Annotated in this window: 14 protein-coding genes, 1 pseudogene and 1 other annotated feature; of the genes and pseudogenes, 13 read left to right on the forward strand and 2 right to left on the reverse strand. The window is 35.0% G+C overall.

The annotated features are described in order from the left end of the window. From AKG34_RS08785 to proS, 5 genes are all read left to right on the forward strand, one after another. Positions 1-926, forward strand: a 926-nt coding sequence (locus tag AKG34_RS08785; protein ID WP_083450727.1) for a D-alanyl-D-alanine carboxypeptidase family protein, incomplete at its 5' end; no start/stop codon positions are given. Between the two features lie 247 nt (positions 927-1,173). Continuing rightward, a complete protein-coding gene (locus tag AKG34_RS08790) occupies positions 1,174-1,362 on the forward strand; it encodes a hypothetical protein (protein ID WP_057214954.1) in 189 nt (62 codons plus the stop codon). Positions 1,363-1,799: 437 nt separating this feature from the next. Further along, positions 1,800-3,206: a polysaccharide deacetylase family protein gene (locus tag AKG34_RS08795; RefSeq protein WP_053345729.1), complete on the forward strand. Its 1,407-nt coding sequence runs from the start codon at positions 1,800-1,802 to the stop codon at positions 3,204-3,206. Between the two features lie 458 nt (positions 3,207-3,664). Continuing rightward, entirely contained in the window at positions 3,665-4,201 is a 537-nt protein-coding gene (locus tag AKG34_RS08800; RefSeq protein WP_053345725.1) for a sugar O-acetyltransferase, read from the forward strand. 490 nt (positions 4,202-4,691) lie between these two features. Further along, positions 4,692-4,909: a binding site (T-box leader), on the forward strand. Between the two features lie 63 nt (positions 4,910-4,972). After that, positions 4,973-6,409, forward strand: coding sequence for a proline--tRNA ligase (proS, locus tag AKG34_RS08805; protein ID WP_053345730.1), 1,437 nt, complete (start codon positions 4,973-4,975; stop codon positions 6,407-6,409). Positions 6,410-6,802: 393 nt separating this feature from the next. On the opposite strand, the gene AKG34_RS08810 is transcribed toward proS, so the two are convergent. Further along, on the reverse strand, positions 6,803-7,420 hold the full coding sequence (locus AKG34_RS08810) for a TetR/AcrR family transcriptional regulator (protein ID WP_053345731.1): 618 nt from the start codon (positions 7,418-7,420) through the stop codon (positions 6,803-6,805). 304 nt (positions 7,421-7,724) lie between these two features. On the opposite strand from AKG34_RS08810, the gene AKG34_RS08815 reads away from it, so the two are divergent. The 8 genes and pseudogenes from AKG34_RS08815 (at position 7,725) to AKG34_RS08845 (ending at position 18,640) form a co-directional block, all read left to right on the forward strand. Beyond that, entirely contained in the window at positions 7,725-9,422 is a 1,698-nt protein-coding gene (locus tag AKG34_RS08815; protein ID WP_053345732.1) for a CocE/NonD family hydrolase, read from the forward strand. Between the two features lie 318 nt (positions 9,423-9,740). Beyond that, positions 9,741-9,842, forward strand: a pseudogene (locus AKG34_RS28710) (LuxR C-terminal-related transcriptional regulator); the annotation flags it as partial. 324 nt (positions 9,843-10,166) lie between these two features. Continuing rightward, a complete protein-coding gene (locus tag AKG34_RS08820; protein WP_053345733.1) occupies positions 10,167-14,357 on the forward strand; it encodes a S8 family serine peptidase in 4,191 nt (1,396 codons plus the stop codon). A 367-nt stretch (positions 14,358-14,724) separates the two neighbouring features. Beyond that, the gene (locus AKG34_RS08825; protein ID WP_053345734.1) at positions 14,725-15,834 is read left to right on the forward strand and encodes a GerAB/ArcD/ProY family transporter; all 1,110 of its coding nucleotides are present in this window, start codon (positions 14,725-14,727) and stop codon (positions 15,832-15,834) included. 583 nt (positions 15,835-16,417) lie between these two features. Continuing rightward, positions 16,418-16,783 (forward strand): hypothetical protein, encoded by a 366-nt coding sequence (locus AKG34_RS08830; RefSeq protein WP_053345735.1) that lies wholly within the window; start codon positions 16,418-16,420, stop codon positions 16,781-16,783. Positions 16,784-16,939: 156 nt separating this feature from the next. Then, positions 16,940-17,119 (forward strand): hypothetical protein, encoded by a 180-nt coding sequence (locus AKG34_RS08835; RefSeq protein WP_053345736.1) that lies wholly within the window; start codon positions 16,940-16,942, stop codon positions 17,117-17,119. A gap of 130 nt (positions 17,120-17,249) precedes the next feature. Further along, a complete protein-coding gene (locus AKG34_RS08840) occupies positions 17,250-17,834 on the forward strand; it encodes a VanZ family protein (RefSeq protein WP_053345737.1) in 585 nt (194 codons plus the stop codon). A gap of 20 nt (positions 17,835-17,854) precedes the next feature. After that, positions 17,855-18,640 carry a hypothetical protein gene (locus AKG34_RS08845; protein WP_152952263.1) on the forward strand — a complete coding sequence of 262 codons (786 nt, stop codon included), beginning with the start codon at positions 17,855-17,857 and terminating at the stop codon, positions 18,638-18,640. A 267-nt stretch (positions 18,641-18,907) separates the two neighbouring features. On the opposite strand, the gene AKG34_RS08850 is transcribed toward AKG34_RS08845, so the two are convergent. After that, the gene (locus tag AKG34_RS08850; RefSeq protein ID WP_053345739.1) at positions 18,908-19,408 is read right to left on the reverse strand and encodes a DUF2690 domain-containing protein; all 501 of its coding nucleotides are present in this window, start codon (positions 19,406-19,408) and stop codon (positions 18,908-18,910) included. Positions 19,409-19,605 lie beyond the last annotated feature (197 nt).

Genomic DNA, 19,605 nt, shown 5'->3' on the forward strand with positions numbered 1-19,605 from the left:
TAAACAGGGTATTAACGGTTACTGGAAAAAATGCGAATGGATGGCTAAAGGTAAGCTTAAATGGTCAAACAGGGTATGTTAGTGGCCAATATGTAAAAATATCAAACTCTTCATCTAGTACAGAAACTGTAACCTATACAGCAACTGCTAACCTGAATGTCCGTACAGGTCCTTCTACTTCTAATAAAATTATAGCAACAGTTAAACAGGGTACAAAGTTAACGGTTACTGGAAAAAATGCGAATGGATGGCTAAAGGTAAGCTTAAACGGTCAAACAGGGTATGTTAGTAGCAAATATGTAAAAATATCAAACTCTTCATCTGACGCCATTCAGGTTGTTGCAAAGCCTGAAAGTATTCCAGTGCTAGTCAATAAAAAAAATAAGCTACCAGAAAACTATGTACCAAAAGACTTAGTGTATACATCGATACCGTTTACTTTTAAAGAAAAGACAGAAAAGAGAAAAATGCGGAGTGAAGCAGCTGCGGCCATTAGCAAATTATTTACGGAATCCAAGAAGCAGGGAGTAAGTCTTCTCGGTGTATCTGCTTACAGATCACATGCTACACAAGTTGCTCTATTTGATTCTTATGTAAAAAGGGATGGTTATGCCAAAGCAATCACATACAGTGCATTACCTGGAACAAGTGAGCATGAAACAGGCCTTGCTATTGATGTGACAGGAGGCAATGGTAAATGCGCGGCACAGGATTGCTTTGGAGGTACTAAAGAAGCAAAATGGCTACAGGCACATGCAGATGATTATGGATTTATTATCCGATACCCTAAAGGAAAAGAATCAGTCACTGGGTATAAATATGAACCATGGCATCTTCGATATGTAGGTAAATCAATAGCTCAAACTATTATGAGCCAAGGAATTACTCTTGAAGAATATTATTATACTAGAGCCGTTCAAAAATAAAGAAATGCTCCTAAAGATATATTGGTTCTAGTGCAAAAACTTTAATAAACTATACGCAGTAAATAGCCTCATCAAAAACTTGATGAGGCTATTTATATTTAGGTATACTACCTAGATCTATGATTTATGTAAGAGATAGACAAATAATGTGCTTTTCTTAATGAACTAACGGGTGCGTTAGTTCATTAATAGGGGTTGCTTCGGCAGCCTTTTTCTTATGGCACTAAATGGGCAGGATAATTCAGTAATGTCGCATAAGACATATAGTGAACAAATAAAAAAAGACAGTGTACTACTGAACTATGCCCCGGATGACGAACATATTTCACTTTTTGCATTAATTTCATTTGTAGCACATGAGGTAATAGATACCACGAAAACCATGCACGAAAAAGTTAATGATTGGATAGATGCAAATATAAAAAATATTGAATGAAAATGATATCAATATCAATAAATTAGGGGTTGAAGTGAAAAGGCTTCAGTTGTAGACTTAAGTTTGATCAAAATCCTGTATTAATTTAAGCAGTATTTTTCTTTTTTACATTTGTTGATGTTGTAAAATTCCAGTCGTGTTACTCCACTAAAGGGCCATTTTCTTGAATACGATATAAGAAATTGTTAGAGTTGAGTAAATCAATAGATTCTATCTTGCCATCATTTTTTCCTACTAGTCCGATAGGATTTTTCTCTTGGTTCTCCCAGTTTATCGAATTGTAGAGCATCCATTCTGATCAAACTTTATTTCAAAACTACAATATAATCAATCATGTACAACGAGAAAATTTTGTTGTCATGACTATTATATGTACGTAATTATGCTGAAAGGAAAATGAATATTACAACAAAGAAAAATAACAGGAGCATATGTTTATGAGACCTACAAAATTAACGAATAGCATTTTAATTCTACTTGGTATCTTTTTAATAGGATATCTTTTTATGAACTTACTACAAGAAACTAAGGCGGAAGGAAACAAAAAAGGTAAAACAAATGGAACATTAGTGGAGTATTCTAAATACCCGGAAGTGGATCTAATTACAGATATAACGGATAAAGAAAAGTACCACATTTCCATGCATTACCCAAAGTTTAAAAGCAAAAAACTGAATGAGGAAATAGAAGAATATGTATCTACTATTGAAAAAGGTTTTATAACAACTGTCAATGAGAATAAGAAGTATATTAAAAATCATAGTGCCAATTTGTCCTTGACTATGGATATCTATACAATGGCAGAAAACACCTATTCTATTGTATTTTCTGAAGGAAGTTATGTTGTTGGTGCAAATGCTCAGCAAAAAGCAAAAGTTTATTTGGTCGATATAGATAAAGGGAATTTTATTCAACAAACAAAAATTTTTAACGATACAAAACAAAATAGGGAGCAACTATATACTCTCTTAAATGAGAGTTTCAAAGAATCGAGCGAATATGAACCGTTATTATTCGAAGAGAGTTTAAAAGAATGGACAATGAATAAGGAAAACAATTTTTCAAACCTGTATTTCACTGACAAGTCAGCAGTATTTAAATTTGATAAATATGAAGTAACAGCAGGAGCAGCAGGGATGCCAGAGATTTCCATACCATTAGAGAAGATGCGAGATTTACTAACAGATGAATGGAAAGATAAATTATGGATTAATAACACGAAAAAAGACGATAAAGGCGATTCTAATGATAAACAGATAGAAAAAGAAGAAACACCTGATAGAACTTCTCCAACAGGTGGTAAACGAGTGGCGCTTACTTTTGATGATGGTCCTCATCCAAAAAACACCTTGAAGATTATTGATATATTGGATAAATATGATGCGAAAGCAACATTCTTTATGCTAGGAAACAGGGTTAATTTCTATCCAGAAATCGCTAAAAAGGTCGCGGATGAAGGTCATGAATTAGGTAACCATACATGGGATCACAAAGACCTTTCTACCTTAAGTAAGGAAGAAGGCATTCAGGAAGTCGAACAAACAAATGAAATAATAAAAAGTACTACAGGAAGAGAATCAACGGCATTTCGCCCACCATATGGGGCTGTTAACGAACAAGTCCAAAAATCCATCAGCAGTCCATCTGTTCTGTGGACAATAGATACATTAGATTGGCAGTCACATAACCCAAATGAAATATTAAAAATTGTTAAGGAAAATGTAAAAGACGGTTCCATCATTCTTATGCACGATATTCATGATACAAGCGCACAAGCAGTAGAACCAATTTTAAAGTATTTAAAAACAGAAGGGTATGAATTCGTGACGGTGTCTGAACTATAAGATACAGTTTAAATCGTTAGACAAATTCTTAGACGACAGAGACTTTACTGGTCCTCTGTCTTGAGCCACGGAGATGTCTACGGAATAATTGATATTAAAATGATCAAACTTTTTTATAAAAGAATGATTCAATTGAATATATTAAGAGCTTGTTTTGATCAATCTTTTTTCAAAACAAGCTCTTTCTTTTTGTTCGTTTATCAAGGTTATTAGTATTGATTTGATCAATCATTATTCCAAAGCTACAAAAGTTGGATGTGAAAAATAGCACTTAAAATAAGTGCAAATTACCTCCTAAAGTGACAGATAAGGTTGTAACTTTGATTTATCAGGATTCTTAAAACGTCCCTATTGGGTGTACACTATTGAGATTGTGAAAGAATGTACTTAAACTATAGGGGCAGGTTACTTGAAGAAAATGTGGTATTTTATAAATAACTGAAGAAAGGAGACTAGATATGGAGGATAAAGAGAAAATCTACTACAAACGAGGTACGGATGAACTAAGGTTGAAAAATATCATTGCCCATAAACTTGTTCAAGAGTTTAACAATTGTCCAATCGAAGATTCAGAAAGAAAAGAGGAAATTATAAGGGAATTATTCGGAAGTGTCGGAGTAAATCCGAGTATTGAGCATAATTTCCACTGTGACTTAGGATACAACATCCACATTGGAGACAACTTCTATGCTGGATATAACTGTACTATATTAGATATGGCAGAAGTAAGGATTGGTGAAAACTGTATGATTGGTCCTAATGTTGGACTATACACGGCTGGTCATTCAATTGAACCTAAAGATAGAAACAAGAGTGGTTATGCGATTCCAATAACAATAGGAAATGATGTGTGGATTGGTGGAAGTTGTGTTATCTTACCTGGAATCACTATTGGTAATAATTCAATTATTGCTGCTGGTTCTGTTGTTACGAAAGATGTACCTACTAATTCAATAGTGGCGGGAAATCCAGCGAAGATACTGAAAAGTATATAAAGTTCTAATGTTCCAAGAAAGATTGTGAAATATTGTACTTAAAGTAACGGGTGCGTTAGTTCATTAAGGAACGAGTTTTGTAACAAATAGCGTTTATGAAATTATCAACATGTTGTTTTTTGATAAAGTTGTTTTAGCAGCATAAATGTCTGTTTATGGAACCTTATTTATGAACTAAATAACAGATAGCTAAAGAATGCTTTTTTAATTTTGTTCAGCAATCGGACCAGATTATGGAGCAACGCCTTTAAAGAAAATTGGATTTCTAGGTTAAAGTTTAGAAGAGATTGTGAAATTTTATACTTAAAGTAACTGGCAGGTTAATTCAATAAGCAAAAATTAAAACATTTCTTTTTATGATTATAAGAAGGAGTAAATATTTAAATGCTTCTATCATTTTTATCTGCTTAGTTATTTTTGTAGTAGCTTTTGTTTGTGTTACAGTAATAATTGAATTACTTTTAGCAAATTGATATATTAATTTATAAATATGTAATCAATGATGTGCTCAAGTAAATAAGGATTGTGAAACAGAAAATATAGCCTTGGCTGAAAGCTATATCACCCCTTCTTATTGAACCCTACCACGGAGATGTTAGATAAAAATTAACCGAGTCGTTTCGTTACAAACGTTTAGAGGACTTAATATTTATTATTAATGTCGAACTAAGGTGGTACCACGTCTATTAGCGTAAAGACGTCCTTTTTTAAGGACTCTTTATGCTTTTTTTATTTTTTAAAGTTATTTCATTTTCTCAGGAGGTAAAGACGATGTCACAAATAACAAACGATTTTTCAAAATGGTATATTGATACGATTCAAAAAGCTGATTTAATGGATTACACCCCAGTTCGTGGTTGTATTGCATTTAAGCCAGATGGCTATGAATTATGGGAACATATTCAAGAAGAGATGGATAAACGGTTTAAAGAAACCGGTCATCGCAATGCATACTTCCCAATGTTAATTCCAGAATCCTTCTTCGAAAAGGAAAAGGATCATATTGAAGGATTCTCACCAGAGCTTCCTTGGGTAACAGAAGCAGCAGGAGAGAAATTAGAAGAACGTTTAGCACTGCGTCCAACTTCAGAAACAATGATTGGACATTTGTATTCAAACTGGATTAAAAGTTATCGAGATCTTCCAGTTTTAATTAATCAATGGGCAAATGTATTCCGTTGGGAAAAGAAAACTCTTCCATTCATCCGTACCTCTGAATTTTTATGGCAAGAAGGTCATACTGCTCATGTGGATCAAGAAGATGCGCGTAAGGAAACAATGCAAATGTTAACTATTTATAAAGAAGTCGTAGAAGGATTACTTGCGATTCCAGTTTATGATGGGCAAAAGACACCAGTAGAACGCTTTGCTGGTGCGATTGATACATTCTCCATTGAAGCAATGATGAAAGATGGAAAAGCCGTACAAGCAGCTACCTCACACTACTTAGGTACAAAATTTGCGGAAGCATTTGATATAAAATATTTAAATAAAGAAAATAAACACTCATATGTTCATACAACATCTTGGGGTACTTCCACACGTTTAATTGGTTCGGTCATCATGGTTCATGGCGATGAACAAGGTCTTGTTTTACCACCAAAAATAGCACCGACTCAAGTTGTTTTGATTCCAGTTGGTCCATGGAAAAAGAACCATGCAATTATGGAGAAATTAGATGAAATCTTTGCAGCTTTAAAAGCGAAAGGAATTCGCGTTCGTCTTGATGATTCTGATCAATCACCAGGCTATAAATTTAATGAATGGGAGTTAAAAGGTGTACCTGTACGTATTGAACTTGGTCCACGTGATTTGGAAAATAATCAAGGTTTAATGAAAGCACGTGATGTAGAGGAGAAAGTTTCCGTACCTTTAGAATCAATTGTTGAAAGCATTAAAAAAGAACTTGAAACAATGCAAACTCGTCTATTTGAAAAAGCAAAAGCTTTCCGTGCGGAGAATTCACACACACATATCGATACAATCGAACAGTTAAAACAACATCTAGCAGAATCCGAACAAAATGGAACAATTCCTGGTTGGATATTAGCTGGTTGGTGCGGAGAGGATGCTTGTGAAGAAAATGTAAAAGAAAAAACAAAATTCACAACACGAAACATTCCATTTAACCCACCGACAACAAAGCACACATGCCTTCATTGTGGTAAAGAAGCAAAACATACGGTTTGGTTTGCTCGTGCTTACTAATCTACGATTGTTAAATATTATGCTTAAACTATCGGGGGCTTTCGTGAAAGAGGAATTAATTGATTTTAAGACTAAGATCATATTTTAGGTATTCCAAGGGCGCTTTTCCGAAGTAACGGTAAAAGTCCAATTTCTCAATTTTAATGCTGAGAAATTGGGCTTTTTATATTTACTTATAGGGGTACGGTCAGGAAAATGCGGATTTACAACGCTAAGCCCATTTCCAAGACGATTTCCCCATTTTTAACAACGCTAAGAAAGTTTCAGTGGTCTTAGAGAATCTAGTGAGTTCACTTTCTCTGAATTAAAATGGTATTCTCCTAGTAAATTGATATGTTCCCAGCCTAAAGGTGACATATGATGCAATAAGTAGTGTCCCTTATTCTTTGAGGATTATTTTTTTAAACCAGCTGCAAAGTAGGGACCATTAACCGTAATGGTCGTTAGGATACGAGCCATTTCTTGAGGAGATTCTTTCCTGCCACTTTCCAACCATTGTTGAATTACCCCTATTATTGCAGTTCCCATATAAGAAGCTAAATATTGTCCTGGAACAAGGAAATTTTCTTCCTTTATAAATGCGTTTGGATTATTTCCATAGAGTGTTTCCCACATAAATTCTTTCAGTCTTGTTTGAAATGATAAATCCCCTTTTGGACCTAACACAGCTTTCATAAATCCACTATTTATATTTAAATACTCAGATAATGAAACTGTAAGGGAAAATGGTGCCAAAGGCTGAGAGTCAGTTTCAAGTGCGGCAATAACACTTGGGAAGTTTTGTTTTGTAATTTTGGACATATCAAGCATAATTTTCTCCTCACATTTAGTCATTAAATCAAATTTGTCTTGATAGTGTGCATAAAATGTGCCTCTATTAATTTTCGCCCTAGTTGTTATGTCTTTAACCGTAATGGCTTCAAAACCCTTTTCATTTATTAATTCTACTAGTGCGTGTCGAATTGATTCTTTTGTCCGAACGACACGTAAATCAGTATTAATATCACGCAAGCAAATTCCTCCTTAATTTTACCCAACACAATTATTAAAGGTGTTCCGTAATCAACACATTTGCCATTTTTAATTATTGAACAAAACCTAATCCAATTTTATAATTTGAAGAGTAATACACAACAGGTTGTTTATTATTATAACTAAACATCTAGGAGGGGTACAGCCAACATTTGAACGATAATATACGCTAAGCAAAATTCGACATCAACTAAGCCAAGTTTTCAATCAAAGTTGGGGATACTGTTTTAGGAGTTTATGGGGTTCCAGCAATCAATTTCTAATGAAAGGAAGTAGATGTAAAATGAACAAATTCTTGGGTCGCCCTGACCTAAAACCGACGGATATAGATGACATTAAACCAGGATTGAATAAAATAGTAGTGAGAACAGTGCATTACGGTGATCAAGAGATGATTATGGAGAAGGATGTTCCCGTCAAAACGCGAAGTGGGATTACACTTTATGTGAATGTTTTTCGCCCCGACAAACCCGGAAAGTTCCCGGTGGTAATGTCAGCTGATACTTATGGGAAAGATAATAAATCCCGTTTTGGCTCATTGGGTCCTCTATGGCCGACCTTAGGCGCTATCCCGATATCTGATTTTACTGCTGAAGAATCGCCGGACCCCGGTTTTTGGGTTCCAAACGACTATGTGTTGATCAAAGTTGCCTTACGAGGAAGTGCAAAATCGGAGGGAGGGTTTCGTCCATGGTCTCGCATTGAATCCGAAGACTATTATGATGTCATCGAATGGGCCGGCGTTCAGGAATGGAGCAACGGTAATGTGGGAACAAACGGTGTGTCCTATCTGGCAGTTACCCAGTGGTGGGTGTCATCTTTAAACCCTCCTCACCTGAAGGCGATGATACCTTGGGAAGGGCTCAATGATGTGTATCGGGAATGTGCATTTCACGGCGGAATACCAGATACGGGTTTCTTCCAGTTTTGGGTTGAAGGTCTTTTTGCAAGATGGCCGGACAATAAAGATAATGAAGATATGAGAGAAGGACAAAAAGAGCATCCATTGTTTGATGACTACTGGAAGAACAGACAAGTGAAGTTGTCCGATATCAAAGTGCCAATGTTGGTTTGCGCCAGCTGGTCCACCCAAGGCTTGCATAACCGTGGCACCTTTGAAGGCTTTAAACAGGCTTCATCCGAAGACAAGTGGTTGTATGTCCATGGTCGCAAGGAGTGGGAAACCTACTACGCGAGAGAATCGCTGGAACTTCAGAAAAAGTTTTTTGATTATTTCCTGAAGGGTATTGAGAATGATTGGAGAGATACCCCACGGGTAAGCCTCGAAGTTAGAGAGGAATTCTACAAGGGACAGCGCCACTTCGAGAATGAATGGCCGATTGCCCGGACAAATTATACCCAATTATACCTTGATGGCAAAGCAATGGCGTTGCAGAACGAACCGTCCAAGGATGAAATAAAACTGAGCTACAAAGCTGATCCAGGACAAACAGAGAATAATGAGTTAAGATTTAAAACCACCTTTAAAGAAGACACCGAGCTTACTGGATATATGAAGCTCAAGCTTTGGGTCTCTGCTGAGGATACCGATGATATGGATCTTTTTGTCGGCATTAAGAAGTACGATAGAAGGGGTAATGAAGTTTACCTGCCGGACTATAATCATATTGAAAACGGTCAAGTAGCCACTGGATGGTTGCGGGTTTCCCATCGAGAGCTGGATACGGAAAAATCTACTCCTTATCAGCCATGGTTGAAGCACGAGAAATTATTGAAGCTAAAGAAAGGCGAGATCGTGCCAGTGGAAATTGAAATCTTGCCTTCGAGTACACTATTTAAAGCTGGTGAAAGTCTGGTGCTTGTGGTTAAAAGTAGCGAGATCATTGCTGAAGGCAGCGCGCAGATGAAAACACGTTACGAACATACAGAAACAGTGAACAAAGGAAATCATTTGGTTTATGCCGGCGGAAAGTATGATTCATTCCTTTTGGTACCGGTGATTCCTCGGAAAGATTATTAGGTAAGTTAATGGTAACTTTAATCAATATACAAAAATGATTGTGTAAACTTTTTTCTTAAAGAAGATCTTCCGTTATCGGGCGCTTTAATGAAGTAATGAAAAAGCCTAATTCCTCTGTTAATTTACGGAGAAGTTGGGCTTTTTAGTATTGGAAGTTCCTTATCGTTGTAAATCCGCATTTTCCTGACGGTACCCCTATATGAAAGGAGGTAGAAATGTGACAGAGTTTGAGGATATTTACAGTCAATATTTTCGAGATGTTTACTCGTTTGTATTATCAGTAAGCCGTAAACAGGTAATTCGTATCGTTGACGTATTAATTCTTCAATTAAAATTCACATCAATAAGATTTACAAAAAGCTGAATGTAAAAAGCCGTTCACAGGCAGTCATTTATGCCGTTCGAAATCAACTTGTTCCGTTTTCTTATTTAAAAATCACTTATAAAAAAATGTCCTGTCCCTTATTATGTCACTCTTGGTATAGTACTTTTGTTTTATGCAGGTATAGAACCAATAACAGCAAGAGTTACATCCTATGTTTAATTTTCAGAAAAGGAGAAATGTGGGATGATAAGGGTTAATTGGGTGATATTTCTGAATATTGAATAATTTGAAAAATTTTAATAACCTGATGTTGAAAGACAGATCAGTGTATTAAATGTGAAGTTAAGTCATCAGCACAAAACCCTCACATTTTTACAAATATATTAATCTACTATTTAGTTAGGAGGGGGAGAGGTTTAATGAGGAAAAGGAGAAAAAAAACAAACAACAAAAGTAAGGTCGTAAAAAGCTTAGCTGTATTTGCTCTATCATCTAGTTTTATTTTAGGTTCACTTGGACATGTATCAAATGTTACCCAAGCAGTTGGTAATACGAATGTTGATAGTTTACTTGCTAATTTAACATCAGAACAAAGAGAAGCTCTTAACCAACTTTCAACAAAAGAAGAGACAGGCCTTCAAATTTCTTCAGATACAGATTTAAATTCTACGAAACGGACTTCTGTCATTGTCGAGTTTGCAAATAAACCCGCAAAAGTTGCTAAGATTGAGGCGGCATCAGAAGGTCAACAACTATCAGATTCTGAAGCATCAAATTTAGTCGATCAAGATCATGAAAAATTTCAAAAAGATTTAGGACAAGTTTTAGCTGATAAAAATAGTAAAAAAGTAAATTATAAGATTAATCGCTCATATAAACATGCATTTAATGGTGTTTCAATGAGTTTACCTGCTAACAAAATTAAAAGTCTATTAAAATCAAAAGCTGTCAAATCAGTTTGGAGTAACGAAACGTTTACGATTGATCCGCCTGTTCAAGGAAAAGATAATGAACAATTAAAAGCAGATGAATTCAATATCGCAAATTATACTCCTTATGATGGATTAAACCGGTTACATGCTGAAGGCTTTACCGGTAAAGGAATTAAGGTCGGTATTCTAGATACAGGTATTGATTATAACCATCCAGATTTAAAGGATGCTTATAAAGGTGGATATGATTTTGTAGATGACGATAGTAATCCGATGGAAACGACCTATGCTGATTGGAAACAATCAGGTAAGCCAGAAAAGAATGGATCGTCGGTTTATTATACTAATCATGGTACACATGTTGCTGGGATTATTGGAAGCCGTGGAGTAGCGAAGGATACTGAGTATACAACAGTTGGAGCAGCACCAGAAGCAGATATTTATGCTTACCGAGTGCTTGGACCATATGGCAGCGGACAAGCTGATGACATAATTGCAGCTGTCGATCGAGCTGTGAAGGATGATATGGATGTTATTAATATGTCACTAGGTAATTCACTTAATGATCCATTATATGCAACTTCAATTGCTGTAAACAATGCAGTATTAAGTGGAGTAACAACCGTTGTTGCAGCGGGGAATAGTGGCGATAAAAATTATACGCTAGGTTCACCAGGTGCTGCAGCCTTAGCGTTATCTATTGGTGCATCATCTGTTGCAATTGATATTTATCAATATGCAGGTGCACATAATGGGAAGAATTACAATTTAAGACAATTAGCAAAAAACTATAAAGATGATTTGTCTACATTAAAAGGAAAAACTATCCAACTTGTTGATGTGGGGCTCGGAGATAACTATACAGGAAAAGACGTAAAAGGGAAATTTGTACTCATGAGCCGAGGAGTTTATACATTGGACTCTAAAATTGCGAATGCCAAGGAACAAGGTGCTGCGGGCGTTATCATGTATAATGATGAAGCAAACAAGGCCGAGGGTGCAATTCAGTCTTTCTTAGGTGAATCAGTTAATGCGATTCCTTCATTCTCTGTTTCAAATGAAGAAGGATTAACGATCTTGGAAGCATTAAAAACTGGTAAAACTGATTTCACATTTGGCGATTTTACTAAGATACAAACAGCATCCGATGAGTTAGCATCATTTAGTTCTAGAGGTCCATCTCGAATGAATTATGACATTAAACCGGAAATAACTGGACCAGGTGTTTCGATACTTTCAACCGTCCCATTTTACGTAAACGATAAAACAGTAGATGGAACAAAACCGGAAGATTATAAATATGCATATCAGCGTTTATCAGGAACTTCAATGGCAACCCCTTATGTGGCAGGTGTTTCAGCATTATTATTACAATCGAATAAGGATCTTGAGCCTGCAGACATTAAATCAATTTTAATGAATACGGCTGATCCACTTTCAAAAGCTTATAGTGTATTTGAAATCGGTAGTGGTCGTGTTGATGCATATGAAGCACTTCATTCTAATGTCGAATTTGAAGTAGTCGATAAAACGCCTACAAATATCAATGGAAAACAAAAGTTAATCAAAGAATTAACGGGTGGAATCAGTTTTGGTTCATATGGATTTGATGACCAAGATATTCGTGATTCACGTAAGATTACATTGAAAAATAGAAGTGAAAAAGCAAAAACATTTAGTGTAAATGTTAAATTCCAAACAGGATTAAGAGGTTCCAAAGATGCAGCTCAAAATGGAGTGACCTTAACAGGTCCAACTTCAGTCAAATTAAACGGAATTAGTCAAAAATCAATTGAATTTGACTTAAACATTCCGAAAACAGCTGAAAAAGGAACATATGAGGGATATATTGTCTTTACAAATAATGCAGATCCAACTGAAACGTATCAAATTCCATTTGGCGGACGTGTTATTAATGAAGGGATTGATACCTTAACATTACCAAATCCAATGTATTCTGGTGATACACGTTGGCCAGAAAAAGCCAGGCCATACCTTGGTTTTCAATTCTCATTAAAGTCCTTTATGAAGACTTTAGATGTAGTATTACAAGATTCATCGGGTCAAGATATTGGTTTAATAGGGTCTTTTGATCCTCGAACATTGAATGAAAACCAAATTTATGGTATTGCTAATGGATTTACTGGGATTTACTATCCGTTTACAGGTGATCCAAAAAATCCGATTAACAGTGATTATGTTTATGCAAAAACAGGTAACTATAAATTAAAAATGACTGGAACAAATGATCAGGGGAAAGTATTTACGAAAGTAGCGGATTTCATCTTCGAAAAAGGCAAACCAACAATGACTTCAAGTTTTGATTCGTTAGATCAAAAAGTTATTGAATATAAAGATAGTCAATTCGATTCAAATGGAGAATATTTATATGATTTCAATATTAATGTAAATGATCCTGAAGTGGCTGATGCTAATCGTCTTGGAATTCCAATTGATCAATCAAGCAATGCAGTGGTTTCATTTTACGATAGTGCATATTCAAGTCCAGCAATTAACACTGATAAAAATGGAAATTACAACGATCAAATACTAGTGAAAAAAAGGTCTACACCTTTAAAAGTTCAGTTTTATGCTTATGATGATGCAAGAAACTTTACTTCAGGTTCTGGGTCCATGCTAAGGGTAGCTTATGTTTCTAATACTTACCCTTACTATTACTTAAAAGCAAATAAACAAGCTGCTTCAACCGGAGATACTATAAATTATTCTATTCGTTCGAATAATATTAAAAACCTAAAAACATCAAAGATTACAATTCCAGTATTAAAAGACAATGGTGACTTAGCTACAATTAATAATGTTGTTGTTAGTGATGCAGTTAAGAAATATGGGGATGCACAAGTATCTGTAACATCAACATCTGATGATGTTTATACGAAATATACAATTACTTTTAACTATTTAGGAAAAAAAGCATTACCAAAGGATATTCAATTAGTTAATTTCGATTTAAATACAGCTAAACATTATTCGCCAGGTTCAAGTTTCTCTGTCAGTTGGTTTAACATGGAAATGACTGGAACTACAATTGATCAATCAAATGTAGTAACAAATAATGTATATACTTATATGGATAGTGTTAATATGAAAAACACATATTCAAGGATAAAAGGTAACTTGAATTTAGAAGGAACGATGGATCCTTTAACAGGCCAACAGAATTACAAGTTTGATCAAACCAAAATTGGTGCAAAAGCAACTGTAACGTCATATGATGGTAAAACTGTTTTTGAGGCTGATCCAGTAAAAAATGGAAACTACATTTTAGATGGAATGAAAGCTGATAAAAATGCTTATACACTAAAAGTAGATGCACCAGGTCATTTTACGATGTATAAGTCGTATAAGCTATCAGATGACGTTCGTGGAGAATTAATCGGAATCGACAGAGTTTTTTCCACTCAACCTAAAGCTGGGGATGCAAATAAAGATAATGTAATTGATGTAATGGATGTTTTATATCTACAAACATATTGGGGAACAAATAAATCAGGTGCAGATTTGAACTTCGATGGAGTTGTTGATAAAAAGGATATGGATCTTCTTATTAAAAACTATGGATTGCAAAATAGTACAGTTCCGAATGCACCTAAAGCGAAAACTAAGTATAAAGGTTCTACATTAGATACTGTGTTAAATCAGTTAGGATTAAAATAATCCTAAGCTAGTTTCTATAATTAAACGAAGAACCATTTTATGGATTACTACAGTAAATAGACAGTAAATAAATAAGATTTTAAGTAGCCTTAGCCCTGTATTTTATTGGGTTAAGGTTTTTTAATACCTTTTGAAATCAATCTCTCTGCGTTCAAAAAGCATCAGTTCCATAAGGGTACATTTTAAATATCTGGCTGACCTTTATAATACGAAAGGGGCAGGATAGTTCAACAAGCATAGTGTATTCGTACTGTACGTTTATCATGAGTAAAATTCCTTAACGTTGAACTGCACCCCAAGGCAAGCGTTTACTCTAACAAAACAAGGGCAACAATAGGGATTATAACCATTGATGGGATGTTGAACTATGGTAAAAGATATTAAAATTAGTGCTCGGCAATTTGCAATATTAGTTATTTTATTTTCTATAGGTACGACCATCTTGGTGATTCCTGGAGTTATGGCTCAAGAGGTAAAACAAGATGCTTGGATTGCAGCTGTAATCGGTACAGGCATAGGCTTATTGCTGGTGGCTTTATATATCGCTGTAGGCAGGATGTTTCCCACTAAGACACTGGTTGAAATAAATGAAACACTTTTTGGCAAATGGTTAGGTAAGGCGGTCTCACTTACGCTTGTTTTATTTTCACTTTACAACACGACAGAACTATTGTTTTATGTTGGGAGTTTCTTAACTACGCAGATTATGCCTGATACACCAATTGAAGCGATCCATATTCTTTTCGCATGCATCTTAATTATGGGAATTCGCCTTGGTCTTGAACCGTTGGCTCGTTCTGCAGAATTGTTATTTCCTATCTTTGTTTTTTTATTCATAGTTCTAGTGGGCTCAGTATTTTTACCTCCTGTTCAATTTAAGTTTGAAAATATACAACCCGTATTTGAAACAGGAATAAAACCGATGATTCATGCTGTTTTTCTTTTTACAAGTACCTTTTCTTTGCCATTGATTGTTTTATTAATGATTTTTCCTGTTTCAGTGAATCAACCAAAAGCAGCTGAAAAAAATTTTTTTATCGGAATACTAATCGGCGGAATCTGTTTAATCATCATGATCACTTTAACTATTCTTGTTTTAGGTGCAGATAGTAGTGCCAGACAAACGTATCCAAGTTATCTTGTGGCCAGAAAATTAAACGTTGGTGATTTTCTTCAAAGGATTGAAGCAATAATGGCTCTCATGTGGATTATCACGATCTATTATAAAATGGCTTTTTACTTTTACGCTACAGTCATAGGTCTTGCACAAACATTGAATATGAAGGATTATCGGCCACTTACGCTACCTTTAGGGATGATCTTGATTTCGTTTTCCTTGATTGCACATCCTAATAGTGTCTATGTAGGCACATTTGATAAAGAAATTTGGCCCCTTTGGGCTACAACCTACGGACTTGTACTTCCTATTCTCTTATTAGCAGTCAATGTATTCCGAAAAAAAATACATCAAAAATAAAAAACATTCCTTTGATCACTCCCGATTTTTAGAGTATAGATCATTAACGTTTTTCATTTTTTTATAGGATTTTGGATAGGAAGGGCTTAGGGACTAAAAGCATTCATTTCCAGCAACTACAGCTAATTTGAACCATCTACCCGCACTCAATGAAAGTAATCTATTTAGAAAAATTCACTTCTATAATTCCCGTATTGTTCTGAATAGGAGGCATCATTCCAGCGCCCTTTTATAAACAGAATCAGAAATCACAATAAGTCTTATGCAACTAACGGGTGCGTTAGCTGAAGATCGGAGCTGCCTTTAAGGCAGCCTTTTTTCGTGGTAGATGGTGGCCGGCGAGAATCGCCGCCATAGAAGTTTCTTATGCAACTAACGGGGCAGGATAGTTCATTAAGAATACATGCTAATTTTGGAAATGATTGTTATAATGAAGTGGAATATTCGTTAGGAAGGTTGTTGTTCAAGGTGGAGTTTAGTTATGAAATCTAAATAGACAGTACTGATTATTGCTTTGGGTATTATATGTATAGCTATCTTTATAAATCTATTAAAGAAAGATTTATGGGATGTAAACGAAGAGTTGTTAAAAGAAGAAGTGTTATCAATTGGACATTCCGTTGAAACAATAAATTTATTAGAAGTAACACCGTTTGACTGGGATGTAGTATATTCCTTTCCACCATATACCCCGAAAGATAATATATATGAAACGGTAGGTTATAAATGGGATACTATTAGCGCAACTGTAAATGAAGGAATGAATCAAATTGTATTTTTAAAAGATGGAAAAGTGGTCTGCTATTTATATGGTTATCCTGAGAATAATGGATATGGTATATCTTTTGAATCTGAGAATACTAAAGATGTTGGTTATATGCTTAATAGTAAGGATGATTTAATATTTCAAGTAGAACGAAAAGACAGTATCGTATATTTGAGAAACTAGGCAAGGATATGATTTCTTCAACTAACAGGTGCTTTACTTCAATAAGGCAGGTTGCTGAGGCAGCCTTTTTCTTATGGCACTAAAGGGGCAGGTTAGTTCATTAAATAAAATGAAATTTTGTAGTGAAATTAGTATATTAGGGAGGATATTGAATAAATGAGTAATTGGTTATACATACTTTATGCTGTAATTTTAGGAATAGTATCTTGGTTTACTGGGGAGATAGTAACCTTTGTTATGTTAGGGGTTATTCTTATTGCTTTGAATAATATAAATTCAACTCTTAAAAAGATTTATCTTCAAAATAATGAGAGAAGTAATAACGAAGATAAATAGATGTGAAAATAATTTGTTTTAAAACTAACTGATCCGTTAGTTTAATAGGAAAACATAAGTCGACAGAAAATCTGTTGTACCGGTAGGATGAAATTAATACATTTCTTGGTTTTGTATGAGGAGATAGAAAATGAGGTTAGAAGAAATCATTGGTATAGTTAAGGAATACTTTTTTCTGGCATTAATAGCCGTAATTCTTTTAGGGATTATCTTTTTTCTAATGTATTTCATTGTATATAAAAAAATTTTTGGAGGGAAGAAATGCCTTCAAAAGAAGCAGCTGCTTCTTATGTGTTTGCTTATTAGTTATGTCATCATGGTTATTGGCGTGACTTTTTTGAATAGAGGCCCAAACTATCAGGGCGGGATGGATTTGTCTTTTTTTACTTCGTATCGAGAAGCTTGGTATAGTTTTAGTGTAAGGCATTGGCAGTTCATATACTTAAATATATTCATGTTCATTCCGTTCGGGATTCTTTTCCCAATATTGCATTCACGTTTTCAAAAAGCTGTATGGACTATTGGGATGGCAACGTTATTTACACTTTCCATTGAAAGTGTCCAGTTAATAACAGGATACGGTATTTTTGAAGTTGACGATTTATTTAATAATCTACTGGGGGCCGTCATTGGATATGGTATCATCATGGGCTTCATTACAATAAAAGAAAAGGGAATAAAGCGATCCTTTTCTACTTTTCACCTTTATTGCTAGTGGTTATCTTATCCGGAAGCATGTTTGCATACTACTATTTGAAGGAATTTGGTAATCTCTCCATCATTCCAGCTCATAAAGTAAATATGGAAAAAACCACAACCACTACTGATGTTAAGCTCAACGACAAAAAAATGACCGTTCCGATTTATAAGGCGCCAAGCTATACAAAGAGTGATGCTGACGTATTTGCCAAAGAATTTTTTGAGAGAATGCATGTGGATACATCAGACATAGAGGATATTTCTTATCCAGATGAAGGGATGTATCGGATTAATGGAGAGAAATCTTATCATATGACAGTCCAATTCTTGGATGGAAGTTATAGTTTTACAGATTTTTCAAGCTTTGATGAAAATATAGAGCCTGAAGATTCAGATGAAGAATCCTTAAAAGAAATCTTGGCGGAATTTGGTATAGATATCCCAAAAGACTCGCAGTTTCAAAAAGGCGATACTGGTTCGTATGAGTGGACAGTAGATAAAAAGGTAAGTGGAAATCAGCTAATAGACGGTTCTTTAACGGTAAATTATTATAATGATCATACAGTGAAGGGAATCGAGCATCAGTTAATTACCTATGACAAGGTAAAGGATGTTCAAATAAAAAGTGAACAAGAAGCGTATAAGGAAATTTTAGATGGTAAATTTCAATATTACTCTGAAAATAAAATGATAAAAACCTTACATATCGATAAAGTAGAAGTTAGCTACTTTTTAGATTCCAAGGGCTATTATCAACCTGTTTATGCATTCCATAGTACAGTAGATGGAATGGATATGACTATCTTAATTCCGGGAATCTAGAAAGCTTTATTACTGATTTTATCAATATTCCACAATCGGGCGCGATTCTTTAATAAGAAATGCTTTTCTTAATGAACTAACGGGTGCGTTAGTTCTAGAAGGGGTAGAGTTTCCGGCCCCCCGAAAATCGGCAGAGAAAAAGGATCTTCGATTAAAGATCCTTTTTGCTGCTTGTGAACTAAACTTCCCCGTTAGTCTAAACTCAGATATTTAGTTACGACCTGTTTGATCTAGCTTGAGCCAGCCTAGGATTAAAAGGAACTTTTACTAATGACGGCTGGTAATCGCATACCTGGTACCAGAACCACTTGATGAATAAATCCACACTTCGGCCGAAGCTTTATACGGGTCTTTATCCCAAAATTGAGCCGTATAACAAGAGGTTTGACCTTTCATTACCCTCCCGTTTCCACCGGAAGAAGCACAACTTCCAGATGTTCTCCAAGTAGTGCCATTGGTGTAACTATCTACGTATACATTGGCATAATTATCGTACGGAGCAGCAGAATAAAACTTTACGTAACCCCAAGCCGTATGACAATAGGCACTTCCTTTTAGCTGTACATATCCAATTTTCACGCCGTTTTTATATATATATTTTGTTTCATAGGTGATTGGACTTTTATTCGCACAACCTGTTGAGTAAGGGTTTGAACCATCATAAGATAGGGCAGATGCTTTATTTATTGGTGTAATTGCAAATATCATTGAAAAGCATAAAACAAACAGTAATAGCCATTTCTTTATAATCCCTTGAGATAATGTCATTTTTTTCTTCTCCTTTAAAATAAGTTTTTAATACCAACTAGTCGGTATTAATCAATTTATTATATGATGAAGAATTTGTTACGATTAATACAATATTCAGATTTATTTTAAAAAGGGGGTTGCTATGTTAAATCATCATCAGAAACAATAAAAAAAGAAGCTTCGAAGAGCTTCTTTTTTTATCGACCGAATAGTCG

Source organism: Peribacillus butanolivorans (genome assembly GCF_001273755.1).
In the GTDB taxonomy this organism is placed as follows: Bacteria; Bacillota; Bacilli; order Bacillales; family DSM-1321; genus Peribacillus; species Peribacillus butanolivorans.

Coding starts and splice junctions, on each gene's coding strand:
- AKG34_RS08790 (WP_057214954.1), top strand. CDS start 1,174: ATGTCGCATAAGACATATAGTGAACAAATAAAAAAAGACAGTGTACTA.
- AKG34_RS08795 (WP_053345729.1), top strand. CDS start 1,800: ATGAGACCTACAAAATTAACGAATAGCATTTTAATTCTACTTGGTATC.
- AKG34_RS08800 (WP_053345725.1), top strand. CDS start 3,665: ATGGAGGATAAAGAGAAAATCTACTACAAACGAGGTACGGATGAACTA.
- proS (WP_053345730.1), top strand. CDS start 4,973: ATGTCACAAATAACAAACGATTTTTCAAAATGGTATATTGATACGATT.
- AKG34_RS08815 (WP_053345732.1), top strand. CDS start 7,725: ATGAACAAATTCTTGGGTCGCCCTGACCTAAAACCGACGGATATAGAT.
- AKG34_RS08820 (WP_053345733.1), top strand. CDS start 10,167: ATGAGGAAAAGGAGAAAAAAAACAAACAACAAAAGTAAGGTCGTAAAA.
- AKG34_RS08825 (WP_053345734.1), top strand. CDS start 14,725: ATGGTAAAAGATATTAAAATTAGTGCTCGGCAATTTGCAATATTAGTT.
- AKG34_RS08835 (WP_053345736.1), top strand. CDS start 16,940: ATGAGTAATTGGTTATACATACTTTATGCTGTAATTTTAGGAATAGTA.
- AKG34_RS08840 (WP_053345737.1), top strand. CDS start 17,250: ATGAGGTTAGAAGAAATCATTGGTATAGTTAAGGAATACTTTTTTCTG.
- AKG34_RS08845 (WP_152952263.1), top strand. CDS start 17,855: ATGTTTGCATACTACTATTTGAAGGAATTTGGTAATCTCTCCATCATT.
- AKG34_RS08850 (WP_053345739.1), bottom strand. CDS start 19,408: ATGACATTATCTCAAGGGATTATAAAGAAATGGCTATTACTGTTTGTT.